Annotated in this window: 16 protein-coding genes; 4 read left to right on the forward strand and 12 right to left on the reverse strand. The window is 37.3% G+C overall.

What is annotated here, in order from left to right; genetic code table 11:
• The first annotated feature begins 14 nt into the window (after nt 1-14).
• The gene (locus L2586_RS22475; protein ID WP_235295216.1) at nt 15-1,379 is read left to right on the forward strand and encodes an FG-GAP-like repeat-containing protein; all 1,365 of its coding nucleotides are present in this window, start codon (nt 15-17) and stop codon (nt 1,377-1,379) included.
• Nucleotides 1,376-1,699, forward strand: coding sequence for a Dabb family protein (locus L2586_RS22480; RefSeq protein ID WP_235295217.1), 324 nt, complete (start codon nt 1,376-1,378; stop codon nt 1,697-1,699). Before L2586_RS22475 ends, L2586_RS22480 begins: the two co-directional genes overlap by 4 nt.
• A gap of 3 nt (nt 1,700-1,702) precedes the next feature.
• Here L2586_RS22480 and L2586_RS22485 read toward each other — a convergent pair whose 3' ends face one another.
• Genes L2586_RS22485 through L2586_RS22495 form a run of 3 tightly spaced genes read right to left on the reverse strand, consistent with a single transcriptional unit; the run spans nt 1,703 to nt 4,091 of the window.
• Nucleotides 1,703-2,434: a metal ABC transporter ATP-binding protein gene (locus L2586_RS22485; protein WP_235295218.1), complete on the reverse strand. Its 732-nt coding sequence runs from the start codon at nt 2,432-2,434 to the stop codon at nt 1,703-1,705.
• 2 nt (nt 2,435-2,436) lie between these two features.
• Entirely contained in the window at nt 2,437-3,435 is a 999-nt protein-coding gene (locus L2586_RS22490; protein ID WP_235295219.1) for a metal ABC transporter solute-binding protein, Zn/Mn family, read from the reverse strand.
• Nucleotides 3,432-4,091 (reverse strand): metal-dependent transcriptional regulator, encoded by a 660-nt coding sequence (locus tag L2586_RS22495; protein ID WP_235295220.1) that lies wholly within the window; start codon nt 4,089-4,091, stop codon nt 3,432-3,434. The genes L2586_RS22490 and L2586_RS22495 overlap by 4 nt, the downstream gene beginning before the upstream one ends.
• Nucleotides 4,092-4,291: 200 nt before the next feature.
• Here L2586_RS22495 and L2586_RS22500 point away from each other — a divergent pair, with 200 nt between their 5' ends.
• The gene (locus tag L2586_RS22500) at nt 4,292-6,469 is read left to right on the forward strand and encodes a sodium-translocating pyrophosphatase (RefSeq protein WP_235295221.1); all 2,178 of its coding nucleotides are present in this window, start codon (nt 4,292-4,294) and stop codon (nt 6,467-6,469) included.
• A 399-nt stretch (nt 6,470-6,868) separates the two neighbouring features.
• Here the strand turns inward: L2586_RS22500 and L2586_RS22505 are convergent, their stop codons facing one another.
• The 6 genes from L2586_RS22505 to L2586_RS22530 form a co-directional block, all read right to left on the reverse strand.
• Complete coding sequence (locus L2586_RS22505) at nt 6,869-7,798, reverse strand: L-histidine N(alpha)-methyltransferase (protein ID WP_235295222.1); 930 nt, start codon at nt 7,796-7,798, stop codon at nt 6,869-6,871.
• Nucleotides 7,788-8,660: a hypothetical protein gene (locus tag L2586_RS22510; RefSeq protein ID WP_235295223.1), complete on the reverse strand. Its 873-nt coding sequence runs from the start codon at nt 8,658-8,660 to the stop codon at nt 7,788-7,790. Before L2586_RS22510 ends, L2586_RS22505 begins: the two co-directional genes overlap by 11 nt.
• 7 nt (nt 8,661-8,667) lie before the next feature.
• Nucleotides 8,668-9,810 (reverse strand): ergothioneine biosynthesis protein EgtB, encoded by a 1,143-nt coding sequence (gene egtB / locus L2586_RS22515; protein ID WP_235295224.1) that lies wholly within the window; start codon nt 9,808-9,810, stop codon nt 8,668-8,670.
• A 68-nt stretch (nt 9,811-9,878) separates the two neighbouring features.
• Complete coding sequence (locus L2586_RS22520; RefSeq protein WP_235295225.1) at nt 9,879-12,047, reverse strand: helix-turn-helix domain-containing protein; 2,169 nt, start codon at nt 12,045-12,047, stop codon at nt 9,879-9,881.
• Nucleotides 12,048-12,158: 111 nt separating this feature from the next.
• A complete protein-coding gene (gene tamL, locus L2586_RS22525) occupies nt 12,159-14,411 on the reverse strand; it encodes a translocation and assembly module lipoprotein TamL (RefSeq protein WP_235295226.1) in 2,253 nt (750 codons plus the stop codon).
• Entirely contained in the window at nt 14,408-19,315 is a 4,908-nt protein-coding gene (locus L2586_RS22530) for a translocation/assembly module TamB domain-containing protein (protein ID WP_235295227.1), read from the reverse strand. Before L2586_RS22530 ends, tamL begins: the two co-directional genes overlap by 4 nt.
• A gap of 97 nt (nt 19,316-19,412) precedes the next feature.
• Here L2586_RS22530 and L2586_RS22535 point away from each other — a divergent pair, with 97 nt between their 5' ends.
• Nucleotides 19,413-20,498, forward strand: a complete 1,086-nt coding sequence (locus L2586_RS22535) for a DUF748 domain-containing protein (protein ID WP_235295228.1) — start codon at nt 19,413-19,415, stop codon at nt 20,496-20,498.
• On the opposite strand, the gene L2586_RS22540 is transcribed toward L2586_RS22535, so the two are convergent.
• The 3 genes from L2586_RS22540 to L2586_RS22550 form a co-directional block, all read right to left on the reverse strand.
• Nucleotides 20,499-20,987, reverse strand: coding sequence for a hypothetical protein (locus L2586_RS22540; protein WP_235295229.1), 489 nt, complete (start codon nt 20,985-20,987; stop codon nt 20,499-20,501). It lies immediately after the preceding gene.
• Between the two features lie 171 nt (nt 20,988-21,158).
• Entirely contained in the window at nt 21,159-22,376 is a 1,218-nt protein-coding gene (locus tag L2586_RS22545; RefSeq protein ID WP_235295230.1) for an RNA polymerase sigma factor, read from the reverse strand.
• 15 nt (nt 22,377-22,391) lie between these two features.
• Nucleotides 22,392-22,748, reverse strand: coding sequence for a YciI family protein (locus L2586_RS22550; RefSeq protein WP_235295231.1), 357 nt, complete (start codon nt 22,746-22,748; stop codon nt 22,392-22,394).
• Nucleotides 22,749-22,973: the final 225 nt, after the last annotated feature.

Here is a 22,973-nt window from a genome sequence, read left to right on the forward strand (position 1 = left end):
CAAATAAATGATCAATGAATAATATTATCAGCGCTTACCTGATTTTTCTGCTAGCTGTTATCTCTACATTCTCTCTTAATGGACAAGATTTCGAAGTTGATTCTTACATGGATGGAGGTCTAAGTACATTTGAGGAAGTGGACTTTAACGAAGATGGCAAACCAGACTTGATTGGATATCATTACAAAGCTGTAGAACCTATAGATTTAGAGGTTTTAATCAATGTTTCAGATACCACCATAAAATTTGATGTGGTTAGAATTGCTTCTTCAGAACTGTTCAGAGGGTCACCTGCTATAGGAGACTTAGATGGAGACGGTGATTTCGATATTGCAGTGTCATTAGATCTTTCTAATTCAATTATGATACTCAGAAACAATGGTGATAATACTTTCACTCAAGAAGAACCTGGATTAAGTGGCGCTAATCAACTGAAGTTTTTAGACTTAGAGGGAGATGGGGATATGGATCTCATAGGTTTTGTGTATAATACGAATGCTGTTTCTACCTTTGTTAATGATGGCAGTGGAACACTAAGTGCTGGACCTATAATGCAGCATGTGAATGATATCTCTTCAGTTGATTATGGAGATATAGATAATGATGGTGACCAAGATATTGCGCTAGCAATTGACAAGTTTTCTGGTGAGACGGTTGCGATCTATCTTAATGACAGTTTGAATAATTTCACCAAGTTATCTTCTTTCGATATTAATGCGTTAAACAGTGCTGTTCAAGTGAAAATGATAGACATTAACAAAGATGGAAAGATGGATGTCCTTGGTCTAAATGATAAGCGACTTACAGCATTTATACAAAACGATGTATTCGGGTTTGTGAGTCGAGATTTAGTTGATCCGAATAATGAAGGAGATCTGTCCCAATTCGAAATTGCAGACTTTGATGGTAACGGAACATTAGATGTAGTTATCGGTGACTATACTGAGAATATGAGATGGTATAAGAATCAGGGCTTGGTTTTCACACAGCATGAAGTAAGTGGGATGAGGCCAATATATGAGCTTATTTCTGCTGATTTTGATCAAGATGGCGATGTAGACTTTATAGCGAGTAACGGAGATTTCAGAGCATTTAGAAATGAAATAGAGCAGATGCCTTCTTCCATTTCCACGCATCATATAGTGGAGCTCAGTATACATCCGAATCCTGTACAAGATTTTCTTAATCTTCATTGGGATGAAATAGGAAACTCGAAAGTGGTAATCTATAGCAATACAGGTTCTAAAGTTTTAGAGAAGGAGATAAAGAATGGAGCGAATAAAATTAATGTTACCTCACTAGAGAAAGGTTTTTATTTATTATCCTTGCATAATAACCAAGATCAAGTATTGACACAAAAGAAATTTATCAAAATATGACATCATCAACTTTTAACATCGTTCATCATGTATTTTTCTGGCTAAAGAATAGTGATTCTGAAGAGGATAAGCAGGCACTCATAGATGGAATTAAGGAATTAGGGACAATAGAGCAGGTGAAAGGAATACATGTAGGGCTTCCAGCGGCAACGGAGCAGAGAGGCGTCGTAGATGGTAGCTTTTCTGTTACAGAAATGTTGATTTTCGAAAATGAAGCAGACGAAGCTATCTATCAGTCACATCCGAAGCATAAAGCATTTATCGAAAAATGCGGGCATCTTTGGGAGAAGGTACTAGTCTATGATAGCCGATCCGTTTAGCGTTTAGATCTGGTTAAGAAGGTTCAATTTAGCACCATATGCTTTAGAGATATTTGCCTGTGTAAATGTTGTCGCAGTGGGTCCATCGGCAATTAGACGTTGGTTCAAAAGAATCACATGATCGAAATATTCTTCGACTGTGGAAAGATCATGATGAACGACAAGCATGGTTTTATTCTGTGTTGCGAGTCTTTTCAATGTTTTAATAATCTTTTCTTCTGTAGTCATATCCACACCTACGAACGGTTCATCTAATAAGAAGATTTCAGCTTCTTGTGCCATTGCTCTAGCAAGAAAAACACGTTGCTGCTGACCTCCGGAAAGTTCGCCAATTTGTCTTTGTTTAAGATCCAGAATGCCTAGTTCTTTCATGGCATCATCTGCAATTCTTTGATCTTCTTTATTGAGCATCTGGAAAACTTTCTTGTGAGGATACCTTCCCATTAAAACGATATCATTCACTAATGCTGGGAAATTCCAGTCGACATCATCTTTCTGAGGAACATAGGCAATTCTTTTCCGAACTTCTTTGATGTCCTCGCCTAGTATTTTGATCACACCAGAATTAATATCGATAAGTTCTAGGATAGATTTGAAAAGGGTAGATTTTCCAGCACCATTTGGTCCGACGACACCATAAATGCTCCCCTGCACAATCTCGAGGTATATATTAGATAAAACCCTTTTTCGTTCATAAGAAACACTGAGCCCTTTGATGCTAATTGGATTATCCATAATTAATTGTTTAGTTTTCTGATCACAAATCCAGCGATGATAATAAAACCGAGGCCTAGAAGGACATAAGACCAGTAGGCAAACTTGGTATTAGATTCGACTTTTTCTCCTTCTGCTTTAGCTTGCCTGGTCAGCCCATTTACGATGGTGTCAATATTGTGCTTAAGCATTTTTAAATAGGTGCTGGCTGGTGAATCTTTATCACCTAGTGAATCTGCATATAATTCACCGCCGATTACGATGTTGTTGTCTTTTGCTATTTGCTGGAGTATTTTGGGATTGATAGTACTTTCCATAAAAATTGCAGGCACCCTACTTTCTTTAATCACTTTATGAACCCGAATGATATCAGATGACTGCACTTCAGCTTCAGTGGAAATCCCTACGATAGCTTCTAATTGAAGTCCGTAACGTCTTCCGAAATACTCGAATGCATCATGTGAAGTAATCAAGATCCTCTGACTTTCAGGAATAGATTCTATTTGATTTTTAATGTAGGAATCTAACCGTTTCAACTTCATAGAATAAGTAGTGAAGTTAGCCTCGAAAGTTTCTGTGTGTTCTGGTAGAAGCTCGATGAGCGCATTTTTAATATTAAGAATATACGTCTGAACGAGGTTGACGTCCATCCATGCGTGTGGATCGAAAGAGTTTTTGTATTTGGAGCTTTGGATCGGGGTAATGCCTTCGGTAATTGTTTTTGTGCTTGCTTTCGTTCCAGAATTAGCTATAAGTTTAGCGATCCATCCTTCGAAGGTCAGGCCATTAATGATGATCAGATCTGCATTCTGAACCATGATGACATCACTTGGTGTCGGTTTGTATAAATGAGGATCTTGTCCTCTGGGAACGATGTATTTTACATCAACAAGATCACCTGCAATGTTTTCAGCCATATCCGCCATCATAGAGGCGCTGGCTACCAATGTTTTCTTCTGAGCGTCGGCACTGATCGTAACCAAACTGGTGAAGCTGAATATGAAAATAAGGTACTTAATCATTCGTGTTTTTTTACATAAATTTGTTTAGTAATTTTTTCGGATAGCATTACTTGCACACCTTCTACCGTAACGGTCATAGACTTATCGTAGTCATTTTTTTCTATGATGATAACTTTTGAACCTAGTTGGAGGTTCTTAGAATTTAGAAATCTTAGAAAATCATCATCGTGTTCCTTCACTCCTATTATTACCGCTTTGTCATTTTTCCGAAGAAGGGATAGTAAGATTTGTACACGAAGTGTAAATTTACCATCTGCATTAGGTATTGGGTCTCCATGAGGGTCAAATTTTGGGAAGCCTAAATATTCATCGAGCTTCTGGACCAAAACTTCAGATTTTATATGTTCCATTTGCTCTGCGATATCATGAACAGCATCCCATGTAAAATCTAATTTGTCCACAAGGAAAGATTCCCATAAGCGGTGCTTACGGATAAGATTAGTAGCGATTTTAGAACCTTTAGAGCTTAAATTAACGCCTTTGTATTTTTGATATTTGATAAAACCCTTTTCAGATAAGCGTTTCAGCATATCTGTGACGGAAGCAGCGGAAGTATCCATTTCTTTCGCAATAGCGTTGGTTCCTGCGGGTTTTTTATCTTTTTCTGATATTTTATAGATAGCTTTAAGGTAATTTTCCTCGGTATGTGTAACCATGAATACGCTTTTTTTATATAAAGATAATAATATATTTAGATTAGTCTAAAAAAATATTTTATATAGTTAAAACCTACTTCTGGAATCTTCTGTGATAAATTGACTTCGGATTATTGGGAAAAAACCAAATTAAATGTAGTTTTGCATCCGCTTGAAATTGTGCAAACAATTGAAATTCATTAATTAACAAAATATAAACGATGGGACAAACTTTAATATATATAATTCCTGTTTTCGGGATTATAGCATTATTGTACACTGCTTGGAAATCTGCTTGGGTATCAAAGCAAGAAGTAGGAACAGAAAAAATGGCAAATATTGCCAAATATATTTCTGATGGTGCGATGTCTTTTTTAAAGGCAGAGTATAAAGTATTATCAATTTTTGTATTGGCAGTTGCAGTTTTAATGTTTTTGAGTGGAAGATCTGAAGCATCTTCTCCACTTGTTGCATTGTCATTTGTATTAGGTGCCGTTTCTTCAGCATTGGCTGGATTTATTGGAATGAAAGTAGCGACCAAGGCTAATGTAAGAACAACAAATGCTGCTAGAACTGGTCTAGGGAAAGCATTAGAAGTAGCTTTCGGTGGTGGAGCAGTAATGGGATTAGGTGTAGTTGGATTAGGAGTTTTAGGATTAGGTCTATTATTCGCTTTATATTCTCAGATGTATGGTATAGAAACTCAAGACCAAGTATCTAGAGTAATTACAATCCTAACTGGATTTTCATTTGGTGCAAGTTCAATCGCTTTATTCGCAAGAGTAGGTGGAGGGATCTACACAAAAGCTGCTGATGTAGGAGCTGACCTTGTAGGAAAAGTTGAAGCTGGAATTCCTGAAGATCACCCTTTGAATCCTGCAACGATTGCGGATAACGTTGGTGATAACGTAGGGGATGTAGCCGGAATGGGTGCAGATTTATTTGAGTCATATGTTGGATCGATCATCGGTACGATGGTATTAGGAGCTGCTTTTATAGGAGTTACTGGATTTGATAGTGGCAATGAATTTGGAGGAATGAATGCAGTATTACTGCCTTTATTACTTGCGTGTCTAGGAATTGTAACTTCTATTATCGGTACATTTTTCGTAAAAGTAAAAGAAGGAGGAAATCCTCAGACTGCATTAAACATAGGAGAATATTTATCATTCGCATTAATGTTAGTAGGTACATTTGTAATCTGTAAGTGGATCTTACCAGCAACATGGACAATAGGTGGAACTGAGTTTACTAATATGGGTGTATTCTACGCTGTATTATTTGGACTTGCAGCTGGATTGTTAATCGGAATCGTAACTGAGTTTTACACAGGAACAGGAACAAAACCTGTACTCTCTATTGTAAAGCAATCTTTAACTGGAGCAGCAACAAACATCATTGCAGGATTAGGAGTAGGGATGATGTCTACCATGTTTCCTATTATTATCCTAGCAATTGCGATCATCGGAGCACATCATTTTGCAGGGCTTTATGGTATAGCAATCGCAGCAGTAGGTATGTTATCTAACACTGGTATTCAGTTAGCAGTGGATGCATATGGACCGATTGCGGATAATGCAGGAGGTATTGCTGAAATGGCTGAGTTACCAAAAGAAGTTAGACAAAGAACGGATAAACTAGATGCAGTAGGAAATACGACAGCGGCAATCGGAAAAGGATTTGCAATTGGTTCTGCAGCATTAACAGCATTAGCATTGTTTGCTGCATTTATGGCAACTGCTGGAATCACATCGATTGATGTTGCGAATCCAACGGTTATGGCTGGTTTATTAGTTGGTGGAATGTTACCATTTTTATTCTCTGCATTGTCTATGAATGCGGTGGGTAGAGCAGCGATGGATATGATTAATGAGGTAAGAAGACAATTTAAAGATATTCCTGAGTTGAAAGCGGCATTGAATGTAATGAGAAAGAATGATGGAAAAGAGCAGAAAGATTGGAGTGCTGCAGATGTTGCAACATTTGAAGCAGCTGAAGGAAAAGCTGAATATAGCAAGTGTGTAGATATTTCTACTAAAGCTTCTATTCGGGAGATGGTTCTTCCAGGTTTAATCGCAGTAACTACTCCAGTAGCATTTGGTTTCTTAGGAGGAGCTGAAATGTTAGGAGGTGTACTTGCAGGAGTTACAGTTTGTGGTGTCTTAATGGCCATCTTCCAGTCTAATGCTGGTGGTGCTTGGGATAATGCTAAGAAAATGTTTGAAGAAGGTGTAGAGATCGACGGTGTTATGCATTATAAAGGCAGTGAAGCTCACAAAGCGACAGTTGTAGGTGATACAGTAGGAGATCCATTCAAGGATACATCTGGACCATCACTTAATATCTTGTTGAAGTTAATGTCAGTAGTGGCATTGGTTATTGCTCCTTTTATTGGATAAGATAAAGAGTTTTAAGATTTAATATAAAAGCTTCAGAGTTTCTCTGGAGCTTTTTTAATTTTTGGCAAGATGTAAGTAGAATTAGTGGTTACGCTTTTTCTGAATTACTATAATGTTCTATGATAACTAATTGAAGGCAGTATAGGGGTAATCCGATATATCGTGAATTAAGTGCGTACGATATCATTTTCTTACTTTTTTGAATTTAAGTGGTCTGTCTTCATCAGTTCTACTGACTGCAAAAACCTACTTTGGTACGAGAATTTTTAAAGTCTCGGGTGGGAGCCCAAGGTCCTTTAAGATTTTAATTTTTAATTATAATAGGATCTCATGCAAATATAAAAGCTATGATATTTGAGTTGTTAGCTCTCTTTTCTGTCTTTAAATCTAAATGTTATTTCACCCCTTTTCCCATAAACTATCTGCAAATAACTTCTTGCAATCAAAAAAGTTCTTTCTTAATGAAAAACCACTGTTTTCGGCAATCTGCTTAATATCATCGAGGCTGTACTTCTTAGAAAGTTCAGTATGGATTAATTCATTCTTTTCAAACGTAAATTCTCCAACCTTCTGATCTTCTAAACTCACTAAGCAACTTCTCAGTTCACCATTGTTAGGATTGTAATAAGGAAAGAATTCAAATTGATCTAGATTGAAATCCATACCAAGTTCTCGATTCATCCTCTTTAATAAATTCAGATTAAATCTCCTGGTAATACCCTGAGGATCATCATAAGCTTTTAAAATTACTCTTGGATTCTTAATAATGTCAAAACCCACTAGCATCTTGTCTCCAGGTTGCAAGAATTGATTGAATCTCTTCATCAACGCTTTAGCTTCATCAATTTCATAATTGCCAATGTTAGAACCAAGAAATAAGAAAAGTGCCGGCTTGCTACGTTTAGGCAGTGCCCCAAGAACCTTGAAGTAATCACCAACAAGTGATTCTAATTTTAACTTAGGTAAACGATTTTGAAGATCAGCTTCTAATAAATGAATCGCTTCTGCAGAAATATCTACTGGCCGATAATGGATAGAAAGCCCATTATTTACCATGTAAGACAAGAGCTCGAATGTTTTTTTACCATCACCAGCACCAAGTTCAATCACTGAAAATTCTTCACCAAAGTCAAGTGCATCAGTAATTCCTTTAGCTTGCTCAGAAAGAATCTCAAACTCAGCATTGGTCAAATAATATTCAGGCATTTCCATGATTTCTTGGAATATTCTACTCCCTTCATCATCGTAAAAGTACTTAGATGATAGTTTTTTGGGATTAGAACTCAACCCATCCTTCACATCTCTTTCAAAATCAGTATTATTTGCCATTCTTCTTTTTAACCTTCTGTTGTAAAATTTTATTAATCTGATCCAGACTTTCAGTGAAGAATGCATCTATTCGACTTTCGAAAGTTAAGTCATCTTCTAAGTCAAATATTGGAAGCACTGCTCCTTTGAAGCCATCGTTTAACCAATATCCTGAAGAAAGTGCCTTCATTTTACTGAGATCGTGCGCTTTGTCTTTCTCCCAAACAGAAATATAAAAGTAAGGTTCAGCGATCATGTCATCATGTATAGCAAGTCCCATGCCTATGGACTTAATATCTTCGCCCTTTTTGTTCTGTGCAAGAGGAATATAAGAAGCATGATCGAAGTGGTGAGGCCATGTTCTAGTTGTATCGGCAGATGGATATGGCATCTTGTATTTATTCACAAAGTGTTCCGCCCAAGTTCGCAGTTTAGTGAAACCTAATACTGCCCTTTTAGATGGCTTCTTAAATGTTTTGTCTTTAACATCGGCATACTTTGGAAGGTCATAAGGTGGTGCAATTTTATATTTACTTCCTCCCTCTATTTTAAGCGCTTTCAGTTTGTCTTTGATCCACTTAGTAACTTCTTTTTGTGTCTTCCCTTTCAGTCCTATAACATCGTGACTAGCATCGCTGACATTTAGTAGGGTGACGGTCATATCTCCTGGAGATAATTCCATCACATAGTTTTTATCTGCTCCAAAAGGATGAGTGATAAATTTTTCTTTCACGGGCATCCAGCCAAGATTCGCATTGCTATGATCGTCTTTCTTATCGACTAGAAATTCTCCTGCCATGGAAAGAAATTGAATGGCAACATGTATTTGCTCTGTAGCTTTATTAATGCCTTTTAGTTCTTTGCGTTCTATTGGTTCTATCATTTTTGTATTATTTATCAGCTAATCTAATTCCGAACGATTGCCACTGAGAAGAAGCATGGAAGAAATTACGGTATGTTTTTCGACTATGGCCAGGAGATGTTGCTTGAGATCCGCCTCTTAAAACCATTTGATTGATCATAAACTTACCATTATATTCTCCAAGCGCACCTTCAGCGGTTTTAAATCCTGGATAAGGAAGGTAAGCACTATGTGTCCATTCCCATCTTGCACCCCAGTCTAATTGATCGGACGCAATTTCCCATTCGAACTCTGTCGGCAACCTACGACCTGCCCATTCTGCATAAGCATATGCCTCATAAAAATTGACATGCGCTAAAACCTGTCCTTCTTCAATTTCCTTTAGTCCGCCTAAGGTATATTGTTTCCATGCTCCTTCGATGTTGTACCAGTATAACGGCGCTGCAGCCTTCCGATCATTAACCCATGCCCAACCTTCATCCAGCCAAAGATTAGCTTTTTCATATCCTCCATCATTAATGAAGGCTAAGTATTCGCCATTTGTGACTAAAAAGTTATCGATGGTGAAATCATGAAGGTAGACTTTATGCCTTCCTTTTTCATTATCGTAGAAAAATCCCGATCCTTCGTGACCTATTTCATAAACACCTTCACTTACAGAAACTTTGTTATGATGGGCATTATGACCATTGGCAATTGAGAATCCATCCTTGTAAACTGGGTGAATCGGGTTTCCTGAAAAGGTAAATTTCAAATCAGTGATTAGCAATTCTTGATGTTGCTGCTCATGATTTAATCCAATAATGATTAAATCTTTCAGCTCTTCTTTATCAAGCAAGGATTCCATCGCTTTATCAACATAGGCGCGATATTCATAAATTTCCTGGACTCCTGGTCTAGTGATGTTCCCTCTATCCGCTCTAAATATTCGATCGCCAGCTGCGTTGTAGTAGCTGTTGAATAAAAAACTGAAATCCTCGTGATAACGCTGATAAGTTGGAATATTTGGTTCTAAAACAAATGCTTCGAAGAACCAAGTGGTGTGCGCTAAATGCCACTTTGGTGGACTTACAAAAGCTTCTGGTTGAGGAATATAGTCTTCCACTTGAAGGGGCTCGCAGAGCTGTTCCGTATATCCACGAACCGAAATGTATTTTTCCGCAATATTCATATAATCATGCTAACACTAAAAACTACTCGTGTGTTTGCAAGACTAAGAATAAATTAAAGTTTAATATATTATTTGCTGGCCATTTTTGGTGATTTAGAGTAAGCTATCACAAGTTTTAACTCACCAAAAGTAGTATCAAATGGAATCTCTTTGATCAATTCCGTTAGTGATTTACTTTCATTTTTATCAATAAATGGCAATATCTTCTTCAATCTTGCTGGTTTGACAAATTTCGTGATTTCTATTTTTCCTTTCTCGACCCATCGAGCCATATGTCCTTCTATAGTCGTTGCTGCCATAGATCTTAATTTGGCAATTTCTTTTACACTTTTTCCATCTTCATAGAGCCCTAATGTGATGGCGAACGTATCTGCTTTCTCTCCTTTAACTTTTTTTGCTGAGGGAATAGGTGGTAAGTCATCCTGAGATATTTGCTTGCCCTTCCATATTTTTTCACCTAAGAAATCTAATGCATATAGCGTATTCAACCGGCCCCAGAAAATTTCCAAAAGATCACTAACTGCTTCATTATATGCTTTCGTTCCTTTTTTTAAACTGTAGGCTGCTAAATGTTCGTGAGTTGGTTTGATCAACTTCTCGAAGGTATCATTTGTGAAATATTCAATTGCTTTCGTGATTCTTTCTAGTAATTCACTTGGATCCCCAGAAGCATCATAATCTTGAAAGAGTTTGTCCAGTTGGAACTGGAAACTTTGGGAAATTCGATCTAAATTCTTCTGGATTTTGTTTAATTGTAAAGAAAGGTCAACTGCCTTGGCCTTGTCAGGAATAGTTTTCTTTTCTAACACACTTATCCAGTCATTGATATCATCTTTCAAGTATCCGAAACTAAACGTAGCGCGTAATTTTCTTCTTGAATATAAGTGCTTTGCTTCTTTTAAACCACTTTCGATTTCTTGGATACTAGGAGCGGATTGGTAGAAAGCTTGTACTTCTCCATTTACTCTGACACTTTTTGGATTAACCTTAGACTTCAGTGTCATTCCTTCCAGATTGGTGCATCTACTGAGTGCAACATAAGTTTGTCCGATTGCAAAAGCATCACCGATATCTATCACTGCTTTATCAAAGGTTAGACCTTGACTTTTGTGAATGGTGATCGCCCATGCTAGACGAATAGGATATTGCTTAAAAGAGCCCACCACTTCTTGCGTGACTTCATTCGTTTCTTTGTCTATGGAATAAACCTTGTTTTCCCATTTGACCTTATCTATAAAATAGGTCCGGTCGTCATCTAGGAAACGAACCTTGATATCTTCTCTCCCGATGTGTTCTACCTTGGCCAGTTTTCCATTAAAGTAGGCGCCTTCTTCGGTATCATTCCTGATAAACATGACTTGTGCGCCTTCTTTTAACGTAAGGATTTCATCAATTGGAAAAGCAGAATCAGCAAAATTACCATCTACTTCCGCTTTGAATTTATGCGCTCTAGAATCTAAGGAATTAAGAGCTTTCAAATTGATATCATTCGCCTTGTTGTTGTGGGTGGTTAAGATGATACTTTCATTATTTTTAGTCGTAAAGTCTGGGTCGTATTGCTCATTAAGTTGATCAAGTACATCACTTGTTGGATTACCGTTTCGTATCGCGTTCAAAAGATGTATAAAGTTCTCCTCTTCTTGACGGTAGACCTTCTTTAATTCTATTAAAAGTGGTCTCGTTTCATTCCACACTTTCGCGTGAAAGAAATAGGGACTGGGATAATACTGGCGCAGTATGTCCCAATCATGATTTCTAGCAATTGGACTTAATTGAAATAAATCACCGATAACGATGACTTGCACTCCTCCAAAAGGGAGTTGGTTCTTTCGTGTATATTTCAGAGCATAATCTATCGCGTCTAAAGTATCTGCACGAACCATACTAATTTCATCTATGATCAATAACTCCAGTGCCTGAATAACCTTTCGCTTATCCGTACGATAACGGAGATGATTTTTTAGAAGTGCTTTGTTTGTTGCATTATTGATGTCTACTCGATCAAAAGTAGGCACGTATATTTTCAATGGGAAGCCAAACATGGAATGAATCGTACTTCCACCTGCATTTATCGCCGCAACTCCTGTAGGGGCAACCACAGCAATATTCTTTGAACTTTTTTCAATGATCTTCTTAAGGAGCGTAGTCTTTCCCGTTCCAGCTTTTCCTGTTAAAAAAAAGGTTTGGTCTGTGTGAATTGCATATTCTTCCGCTAGTTCCGCTTCTTTATTAATCATGTCCGAAAAGTAATAATATTATTTATGATATAGTATTGGTGTAAGAAAAACCAATTGCGTTACAACCAAGTTACGGAATTCTTTAAAATTCTTTCAGAGAACAAATTTAGTTTAAAAAGGATAACCGATCCCTGCACTTAAGATAATGTTTTCTCTCATCCACGGGAAAATCCCAGTTCCAGGTGATTTATGAATCCACCGCTCACCTATATTTTCATAAGGTTCATAAAGTGGAACACCAAAATCTAATCGCACAGCAAAGAAATCTATATCTGCTCTCAACCCGAACCCTGTATTCCACGCCAGCTCTTTGTAGAAATTGTTCAACTTAAATTGGCCTTCTGGCTTCGAGACCTCATCTCTGATCAGCCATACATTTCCAGCATCAAAGAATAAGGCACCGCGAAAAATGGAAAATAGTGGAAACCGATACTCTGTATTGAGCAAAATTCTTATATCTCCAGATTGATCAATCGGGTTAATAATACCGGAATCATCTTCTTGTTGATACCTTCCTGGTCCGACAGACCTAAACGCAAAACCTCTTAACGTAGTAGGACCTCCCATGTAGAATTGTTTCGTAAAAGGCGCTACTTCGGAGTTTCCATAGGCCTTCACTATACCAAAATTAACTCGAGTGACTAAGTTCTCAATAAATGAAAATTTCCGTGTGAATCGATATTCGATATCCGTTCTGACATACTGTGAAATCGGCACTCCCGTTATAGAATTTGCAAAAATAGTCGAAGTATTTCCGGAAGTTTCTAGATTCCATCTTAAGTAATAAGAGTTTCGTTGTCCCTCTGTTAGTTTATTCGTATGGGTAAGACCAAATTGGGAACCTATAATTAGATTATCGCTATACCTTAGTTTAAGACTAGGCTGTGCAATGGCGATACTGTCAAAATAAGTCGTAGTTCCTAGTAAATTAATATAGTTCACAAACAATGGCTGCGCCGTAAAAGTAAACCTTGATTCTGTCCTCCATTCATAGCCATAAGTAAAATTCGCACTATTGACATTGAAAAACTCTAGCCAGAGTTGATAGTCGTTTTCTAATTTTATAAATGTTTTCGGTGCTACAGAAGACCTTAGTTTCCTCGTTGGAAATGGCACGAGCAATCTCGGAACTTCATAGCCAACACCTGCTGCGATATTAAGAATAGAAAATCCTACATTTAGATCCTTATACTGCAATTCGGTACCTCCTCTGATCGTCGCGCTGAATTTCTCTGCTCTTCTAAAAGTATTGTCATTGGTGTATGAAAAGGAAAGAGAAGAACCCAGAAAACTTTGATCTGAAGTGGACAACTCTCCATCATATCTTGCACTCTGATACAGTGTCGGAGTTAATAAAATATTGACATCTAGCGAATCCGCGGCAGACTTCTCGTATTGAATATTGACATACTTGAAAATATTCAAGTTGATTAACCGGGATAGGGTAAGACTATAATCTTTCACTGAAAAAACTTCGTCAGGCTGAATAAGAATATTGCTCTCTAACGTTTTCTTGTCGATGAATTTGAAATCCTCGTAAATGTTTAAATTTTTCCAGACATAACTGTTTTTAGCATCTGCAATTGCACCAGAACCCAATGCTCCACTAGTGGTATAAACATTAACATTCTTAATGAAATATTTCCTGTGCAGGCTGTCATTCGCAGGCTTCTTAATCTTCATAATCACGTTCACACTGTCTATGCTTGCCGTATCAACTAAGTAATAAATATCCAGTGAATTAAAATCGAAATATCCTTTAGATCTTACATATTCTGTTACTTCGGCTCGCTCGATATCAAATGCTTCGATTCGGTATCGATCTCCTTCTTTGACACTCATTCTTCTAAAGCTCCTGATGAGAGAATCGATCGGCGTATTTCCTTTCGGTCGCTCCACTTTGGCCATTATGGTAGGCGGAGTTGCGTCAATATTATATTTTATCGTGGCAGTTTTATCCTTTTCTTGAACTTCGCCAGTAACTTCGCTATTAAAGTAACCTTCATCCTGCATCTCTTTCTTGATGATCTGTTCGACTAGAGGAATATTGACTTCATCAAGGTAGACAGGCTCTTCAGCAAAACGATTGTAAATGAACTTAGACCACCACTTGTCTTTGCTTTCATCGAAGCGGTAGTAAACCCATAGATTAAAATAAACCAAACTCAAAAGCTTTCTATTCGGTTTCGGATAGATTGCAAGATCTATGGCTTCTCGTACCCTATCTTCTTCCGCAAGCTTGTCATCCTTAGCAAGCTCTATTTCTGCTCCTCTATATAACTTCTTATCGTCTGGTACATACTTAGGAATCGAGCACGATGCCAGCAATAAGATTGTCACTATAATGATCCCACTCCGCTTCATTTCTTAGGTTTTATCTGACCAAATTTTGTTTTATAGGAAAGCCCGACGCCCGTTTTCCATACATTATCATCGCTTAATGCATTGAAATCTGATTTCTGAAATACTTTAACCCTCAGTTTTCCGGAAGCTGTAAGAATGTACTGGATGACAAAGTCACCTGCAAAACTAGAAAAGTTATTGCTAGTTGAGTTGCCCGTTTCCAAGTTGGCATTTCCTCCAGCAGAGATGATCAATCGATCATTAAAAAGCTTCTGTTTTAAGCCAATTCCGAATTCGGTAACGTTCGCATTGCCCTCTTTGGTGATATCTTGATATTGGTCAATGTTGAAGTCTATTTCGAAACCTTGCGCACGAGACGCTAGCTTGTTCAGTTGACCATTGATTAAGTTTCCTACACTACTAACTGCGGTAGACGTTCCGACATTACTGATGTTTCCACCACTACTTCCTCCTACGAAACTATTGAAAAGGATAATACTTCCCACTTGCTCCAGCAACTGGGTTTCGTTTTCTCTAAGCTGAGAAAGGGCAGAAGTGATTGAATTTCCAACAGGGTTAGACGACGATTCTGGAATCTGAATATCAAAGGATAATTCAGGTTTTGTCAATGTTCCATCTACATTTAAAACGACATTCACTTTTGTTCTTAATGAACCACTATCATCATCTAGACTTCCTCCCGAACTTTCTAGAAGTGCATACGTATTAACATCAGCAGAATACAATGCACGCATATCAAGGATGGCATCATACGGGTCGCCCTGAAATACAATTTTACTTCCTGCATCTAATGCGAATGTTCTCCTAATCGTATTCTCATACGAGACACGATAATTTCCTTCAGTAACGATATAATCTCCGACGATTCTTATGTCTCCGTATGCAGGAATGGTAACGATTAAGTTGGTATTCCCTCGGATGTCTAGTCTATCACCTGTTACTGGATCTACGATCACATGAAATAAGGCATCATCTGTTGCGCTAAGGGTCAGATTAAGTTCGATAGAGCTGTTAGGTGCATAGACTTTCTGAGAAATACTATCGATAGCTTCTTCGGAATTAATTTCGTTTCCGTCGTAAAATAGAATATATGATTCTTGGGTAAGAACAGCAGCTGAACTCAGCAGTTGAACGGTAAAGTCAGTTTCTTTCAAGGCTGAAATATCAGCAGTGATTACAGGACGATTGGTAGTCCCGGTAATCTTAGCATCTACCTTTCCTACGAATGTGCCATAGTAATATTCTCGCTTATTCTGCTTAGAATTAAGAAACATGAATTGTTCGGCGTTAAAGTCTAGATCGAAAGCGATATCATCGAAGAAGTCATGGGTGATGTTACCTTTCAGGTAAGAAAGTCTACCAGCTTGATCCTCTAATGTAGCGTCCGGTTTGATGAGACCATCAGAAATATTAATTTTACCTTCCTTGATCTTGTATTCTGTTCCTAGATCAACGATGAATGCCTTCACTTCTTGGAAGTATAAAGCTCCTGTGATCAGTGGGTCTGCTAATTGTCCATCGATGGCTAGATATCCTTGCATCGCACCTTCTAAGTTTTTCGCATATGAGGTAACGAAAGGACTAAACGGGGCAAGGTTTAACTTTTCGATCAGCACTTTACCGTACATATAGGAGCTGGATAAGTCATAATTTACATCCCCTTCTAATAATACTTCCTCTCCTTTCAGACTCAAAAGTGCGGTAACATCTTGTCCTTCTTTCTGCGCTTTTAATCCTAGGTCTCCTATTTGAAATTCGTTAAATCGGATATTGTTAATATTAAGATCCCCATCTATTGGCGTTTCGTCATTCAGCCCTATTTGTAGATCTCCATTCATAAGTCCATCCACATCTAGTGAATCGATGCCCACGATGTCTACAAGGTTATTCAGATTAAAATTAGTAAATGAAAGATCTATTTTGTCACTCGTTCCACCTATCGAAAACGCCTCTTCAGAATTGTTGATTTGAATTTTCGGAATGACCATTCCTTCCTCACCGATCAAGATGGAGGACTCCTGTTCAAGATTCCATTTCTGATCATTTAGGTAGAAATCTTTAATCATATCGATCGAGAAATTGATGCTGTCTTGGGCTCTAATCTGAGATGTGAAAGCCAGACTTTTTTCATCTTTCTGATTTCGAATGAGACCATTGATGATGGCAGATTGCTCTCGAAAGATCATATCTAGATTTACTTCTCCTAAGTGGACGGACTCAGACATAGACACCGAATCTATATGTAGATTTGATTTGATTAAGTTGGGATTATTCTGAGCTGTTGCTTTGATATTTTCTATATAGTATCCATCATATATAATCACAGGTGCGACTGCTTTGAATTCTGTTAGATTATTAGGCATGTCAAGGGCGAAATCTAAGGTTACCGTGTCTAGTCTTTCTAGAGGGAAATCGAAAAATTGAGCAACTTCCGTAGCATTGAAGACTTGTAAATTGACATCCATTACATCGTTCCTAACTTTCTTAAGTTCCTGAGATGAAAGGATATCGTCTTCGCCGGAAGTACGACCTAAGAAGTTTTTCAAAGGGAAGTACTGGTCTAGAAAATCAAGAATCACATCAGGTAAGATGCTCAACTGATAATCGCCTTCTACCTTCGCATCAATGAAGTCTCCATTCAGAAACAAGCCCTTTCTGCCATTTTCTTTTTTTGCTACTAAGGTGATGCTGTCTGTTAACCATTCTTTCTGCTCTTTATACATTCGGATATTCTTAATGGTAATCCTGCCATCTGCGTCGTCTGGGTTTAGACCAGCGATATCTGCGTTTATATCCAATTGAATTTGGAATTTTTCATCAGCCAGATTGAGTTTCTCTAGATTAAGCGTATCCAGCGCAAGGTCGAATCTCATAATCGGAATCGAGTCATTCATATCTACTAGACCTTTGAAATTCATCCTAATATTTTTGTCATTAATATCAGCAAGTCCCGTAAATTTTAATCCATCGATAAATCCATCAATATTGAAATTTTCATAGACATATCCATTGTATTCTACTTGGGAGACCGTTGCATCTATCTTTGTTTTTAGGTCTTCCGTTGTTATTCCGCTTCCATCGAACTTGGCATCAAGTGTGATTGTGTTAAGACTGTCATTGTCTAGTAACGATCTTAGATTGAACTGATCAAAAGTAATTTTTCCTTGGTAAGTGGCGTCATCATATTCTGGTGTAAATTGTACCATCAGATCGGTTCCGATATCACCTAAAGAAGTCGTGAAACTGCCATCTAGATTAACATTGTATATTGTTCCTTTCGCATTTCCTGAATATCTTATTGTATCAAATTTTGCTACCATTTCAGGTAGTGAATCCACGAATATAGCAGCATCCTTATACCCAGAGATGATATGGTGAATTTTCAAGTCGTACTTTAATTTCTCTGTGTCAGATAGGTTTTCTAGTTCGCCACTAAATTTTGCTTCAGCAAGAGATTCCGTATAAATTTCTAGGTTCGTTAGATTTAGTTTTTGCATGCCTCCGGAAGCATTGGTCGTGATTCTGATGTCTCCGATTTCTTTTAGCTGTCTTTTCAAGGTGTCATTCGGCAAGAAAACAACATATTCTTCATAATCAGCTTTTCCGTTCAATTTGAAATTCTGAACACTGATATTATCAGGATTAAGAAGGTTGACAAATTTTCCACTCGCATCTATTGAGGTATTCCCAACTGTTAAATTTAGTTTGTTAAGTTGCATTTTCGCCAATGTTCCTTCAGCGCTTCCGCTCATCTTAAGCATTTCATCCATAAATGGTTCTATGGCTTCCAGAGGTAAGAAATACGACAAGTTTTTCATGGATAAATTCACAGACGGAATTCTGAGATCTATTTTTGTAGAAGGATCCATCGAAGCTAGGGCATTAAAATCAGAATATTGAGCAGTAATGCTAGCATTAGCTTGGCTTCCTAATGTTTGTAGGTCCAGATTGTTAATAGAGAAAGATTGATCCGTTAGTACGACTTGGCCACTCAAGTTTTCTAAGCTAAATTGATTATTCAATTTCAATTTAATTTGGTCTACACTTCCGCTAAGTTGTTTACTATTAACGGAAAGATCTGCAATATCTACTTGTAGGTCTTGAACTTCTATAAATCTAGCATCAAAGGTGTCTGTCCGTACGAATCCTTTTTCCTTCATAGAGAGAAAGGCATTGTTAACTTGTAGTTTTTTTATGTCAATGTTATAAGGTAGGCTACTCAATGGAAAAGCCATGGTTGTATTTTCTTGAATAGGTTGTTCAGCCGGAATATTCGCTTCGTTTCCAGGATAAAGTAAGCTCTCAGCTCCTAGACCATCCATTCTAATATAGTCGAAAACTAAAACCTCGTTATTAAGGTCAAATTTGCTAATCTTAAGATCTAGATTGTCGAAATGTACTTTGTGTTCTCCGCTTAATAAATTGGCGGTAGCCCTAACATTATCAATGTTCACTTTATCTAGATCAATAACAATCGTTGACTCAGATGAAGTAGTCGTATCTTCGGAAGCAAATGCATCGATTAAGAACTGGAAATTGTAGATACTATCTTGGTTCTCATCAACATTGATAATACCAGTATTCATCTTTAACTGGTCGATTTCAATGATTTTTCGAATTAACTTAAAGAATGCAATATCGATGAAAATCTCCTTGGCGTATAAAAGAGTGTCTTGTTTCTGATCTTCTATGTAGATGCCTTTTATACTGGCAGCATCTACAAAATTCATCGCTACTTTATCGATGGCTACTTTCGTGTTTAATTGTTTGGATAATTGAGTCGTTGCGAAATGTGCAATTTTCGTCTGAACGAAGGGAAGCCTGAGTAGTGCCAATAGCAAGATAACAAGGATGATGATCCCAGCCAATATCTTTAAAGTTAGCTTGCTTATTTTCTTAATCATTGTCTCTATAACGCTTACCAAAGTCTAAAATACTACTTTCAGTTCGCTTGCATTGAACATTTATTAAATCATTAACGTAAGATTTAAAACGTAAATAATGGCAACGAAATATAAAAAAAGGAAAATAGCGCTGATTACATTGATGGTTGTGATATTATCATTGATAATCATTCGATTATTACTACCGAGTATTGTGAAGAATCAGGTGAACAAAAGATTAGCAGAAATAGATGGCTATCAAGGCTCCATTTCAGAAGTAGACCTACATTTATATAGAGGCGCAGCGAAGATATTCGACTTTAACATTGACAAGTATAATGAAAAGCAACTAGAACCTTTTATAAATGTCCCAGCGTCAGAATTTTCTATAGAATGGAAGAGTTTGTTCAAAGGGGCAATAGTAGGTGAAATGACCTTATTCAGTCCAGCTTTGAATATAGATATTACTTCTTCAGGGGAAGCTGAGCAGACTGGGATGGAGATTGATTGGGTAGACTTGGTGAAGGATTTAACACCGATTAGGATTAATACTTTTCGAATAGAAAATGCACAGTTGGATGTTGACTTTCCAGCGTCTGAAAAGCCGGATTTTGATTTCGATATGAAAGAAATAGATGTTCTTATAACAAATATTTCGAACGTGGAGGATAAGAGTCATGCCTTGCCATCGGATATTAAAATTACTTCTAAGATCAGCAATTATTACGGAAATCTAGACGTGACAGCGAAGGCGAACATGCTCAAAGAAATTCCCGATATGGATATGAACATGACACTAGAAGGACTGCGATTAGAGTCGCTTAATGCTTTTCTGACTTACTATGCAGGAATGGATTTCGAAAGTGGTACGATGAATTTGTATAGTGAAGTTGCACTAAAGGATAAAGCTTTCGAAGGATACATTAAGCCTACACTTCATGATCCAGTTATTTTTGAGGCGAAAGAAGAAGATCGGAGTCTATGGCAAGCGGCGAAAGAACTGGTAACAGAAGGTGTACAAGAGATTTTTGAAAATCAGAAAATAGAACAAACTGCAGCAAAAATTCCTATATCTGGGACAATAGAGGGAGCATCTGTCAATTACTGGCAAGCATTTGTAACCAATCTAAGAAATGCTTACATCGAAGCGCTAAAAAATCAACTTGATAATACCATTGCATTTGGTGAGGTAGCCGAAAAGTAACTACTTTTCTGAAAAAAGCGCTTGAATTTCTTCTCGCTCGTCGTAAAGTTCTTTAGAAAAGAAGGTGAACGTTCTTCCATTTTTTAGGGTAATAACCATCCCTTTATTTCCTCCGAAATTGTAGACTCGATCTCTGTTTCCGAAATGGACAAATAAGCCGCTTGATTTCGTAATTGGATTCGTTACAAAAAAATCGATATCAGCAATAACTGATTTTTTCAAATTGACCTTCGTAAACCCGAGTGGGTTGATTTTTATGGAAATATTTTTCTTGCCGAATTTCACTCTCAAAGTGGCATTAGCTAAGTAATATATAACTACACCCAGCGCGGCAACAATCAAAATGAGCGCTATAATTTCAAGGGAAAATGTGGAATTTGAAATCAATAAAGACACAATTTTATACAAGCAAAGTAGGATGAAAGCTCCTATTGTTGCAAGAGAAAAAATATCTCTAAAGTTTTGATGTAATTTTATAGTGTTTCTCATATTTATTCATCTGTAGTTTACATAAAGTTAACAATTAATTTACATTAAAACTATAATCACCTGTAAATTAAGAGTTTTGCGTGATAAGAATTATAACGATAATTGTTAATTTTTAGTTCAGATGGCAGCGAAAATTAAGTGAGAAGTGGGTGAGATGTCGTTGTGAATAAATCAGGAAGGAAGGTCTTGTAATTTTTGGAGAATTAAAGATTTTTCAGAAATATTATTCACTGCATTTAGTGCTTTTGTTAGCATCTCCCTAGCTAACATGTAGTCCTTCATTGTTGAATATATTTCGGCGAATACAGAATAAAAAAGGTATTCTCTTCCTTTTAAATTTTCAAGATCGATACTTTCTAATGTTTCCTTTGCTTGGGTTGTCTTTCCCTGTTGATTAAGTATTACTGCTAGGTTTAGAAAATTAGATGCGGTCGGTAAAAGGAGGATGAGGTTTCTGTGATATATTTCCAATTTTGCCCAGTCTGTTTCTTCGTAAGTTCTAGCGTTAATGTATTCACCAGCAATTGCAGCTTCCCAGTGAAATCTCGTGTATTCATCGGTTTCCACAGCTTCTTCCATCCATTGATGTCCTTTGAGAATAAGTTGGAAATTCCATTTTTGGCGTTCTTGATGTTTGAGTTTAATGAGGTGATTATCATCTGATATTTTAGCTTCAAGCCGCGCGGCATGGAAACACATCATTGCCATCATTGCCTTAGATTCTGGAAGATCGAAACGATCTATAAGGAGACCATTCAAGCGCAAAGCTTCGGCGATTAGATCTTTTTTGATGAGTTTTTCTTTGTTGGAAGAGTGAAATCCTTCATTGAATAAAAGGTAGATGGCAAGATGGACAGATGCTATTCTTTCTTTAAATTGTTCGCCGCTGGGTACTTCAAATTTCACTTGGTTTAGGTCAATGTTTTTCCGAGCTCTGAACAAGCTTTTCTTTACGTTTTCTTGACTGATCATTAATGCGGCAGCAATTTCTTTCCTAGAAAATCCTGAGAAAGTCTTTAGTGCGAAAATAATTTGGTCTTTGAGTTTGAGTGATGGGTGACAAATCGTAAATAGTAGACGTAACTGGCTATCTTCTATTTCATGATCCGTGAAAACCTCCTGCATTGTAATAAAGGAAGTGCCTGAGATGTTTTCATATTTATTTTGAGAAGAAACTTTCCGAAATAAATCGATGGCTCTATTTTTAGCAACTGTTCTGAGCCAGCCTTCCGGGTTTTCGGGCAGCTCATTGTTTCGAAAATAGAGCACTGCTTTTTGAAAAGTGTCTTGAACGGCATCCTCTATTAAGTCCAGATTAGCAATGCCATAGATTCTGGTTAGAGAAGAGACCATCTTTCCATATTCGTGTCTGAAAAGATGGTCTATCATAAGTTCGGGTTTCATTTATTGGTCGAAATTGATCACTTCTCTAATTTCAACAGTTCCGCCTAAATCAAAATCTGGATAATCTTCTGTGATTTTCACCACATCATCGAAAGATTCTGCTTTCACGGTATAGTATCCACCGATAAGCTCTTTGCTTTCTATGGCTGGAGTATCAGTAATAACTCTATCCTTACCTGCTTTGCCTGATATCCTTTTGCCACCTGCAGCAAGTGCTTCACCGCCAACTAATATTCCTGCTTTGCCCATTTTGTCTCCCCATGCGAACCATTTTCCCATTCTTTCTTGAATTTGTTCCTGAGAAAGGTTGGCATTAGCGTAGTCTGCTCCTAGGAAAATCATCATGTATTCTTTCATCTTATAAAGTTTAATTGTTTTAAAAATAATAATTGTTTTTGGGAAGTGACGAATACGATAAAAAGTATGGGGACAGAATTGGAGAATAAAAATTATGATATGGAAGAATAATGAAAAGAGGTCATGTGGTGACATGAGTGTTTCAGGTGTGAAGTGTTCACATGCTTAAATGCTCTTTTGTAACTAAAAAAAGATGAATGTACTACTGATATTGGCCTCTTACCC

The sequence above is a fragment of the Portibacter lacus genome, from assembly GCF_021533215.1.
GTDB lineage: Bacteria > Bacteroidota > Bacteroidia > Chitinophagales > Saprospiraceae > Portibacter > Portibacter lacus.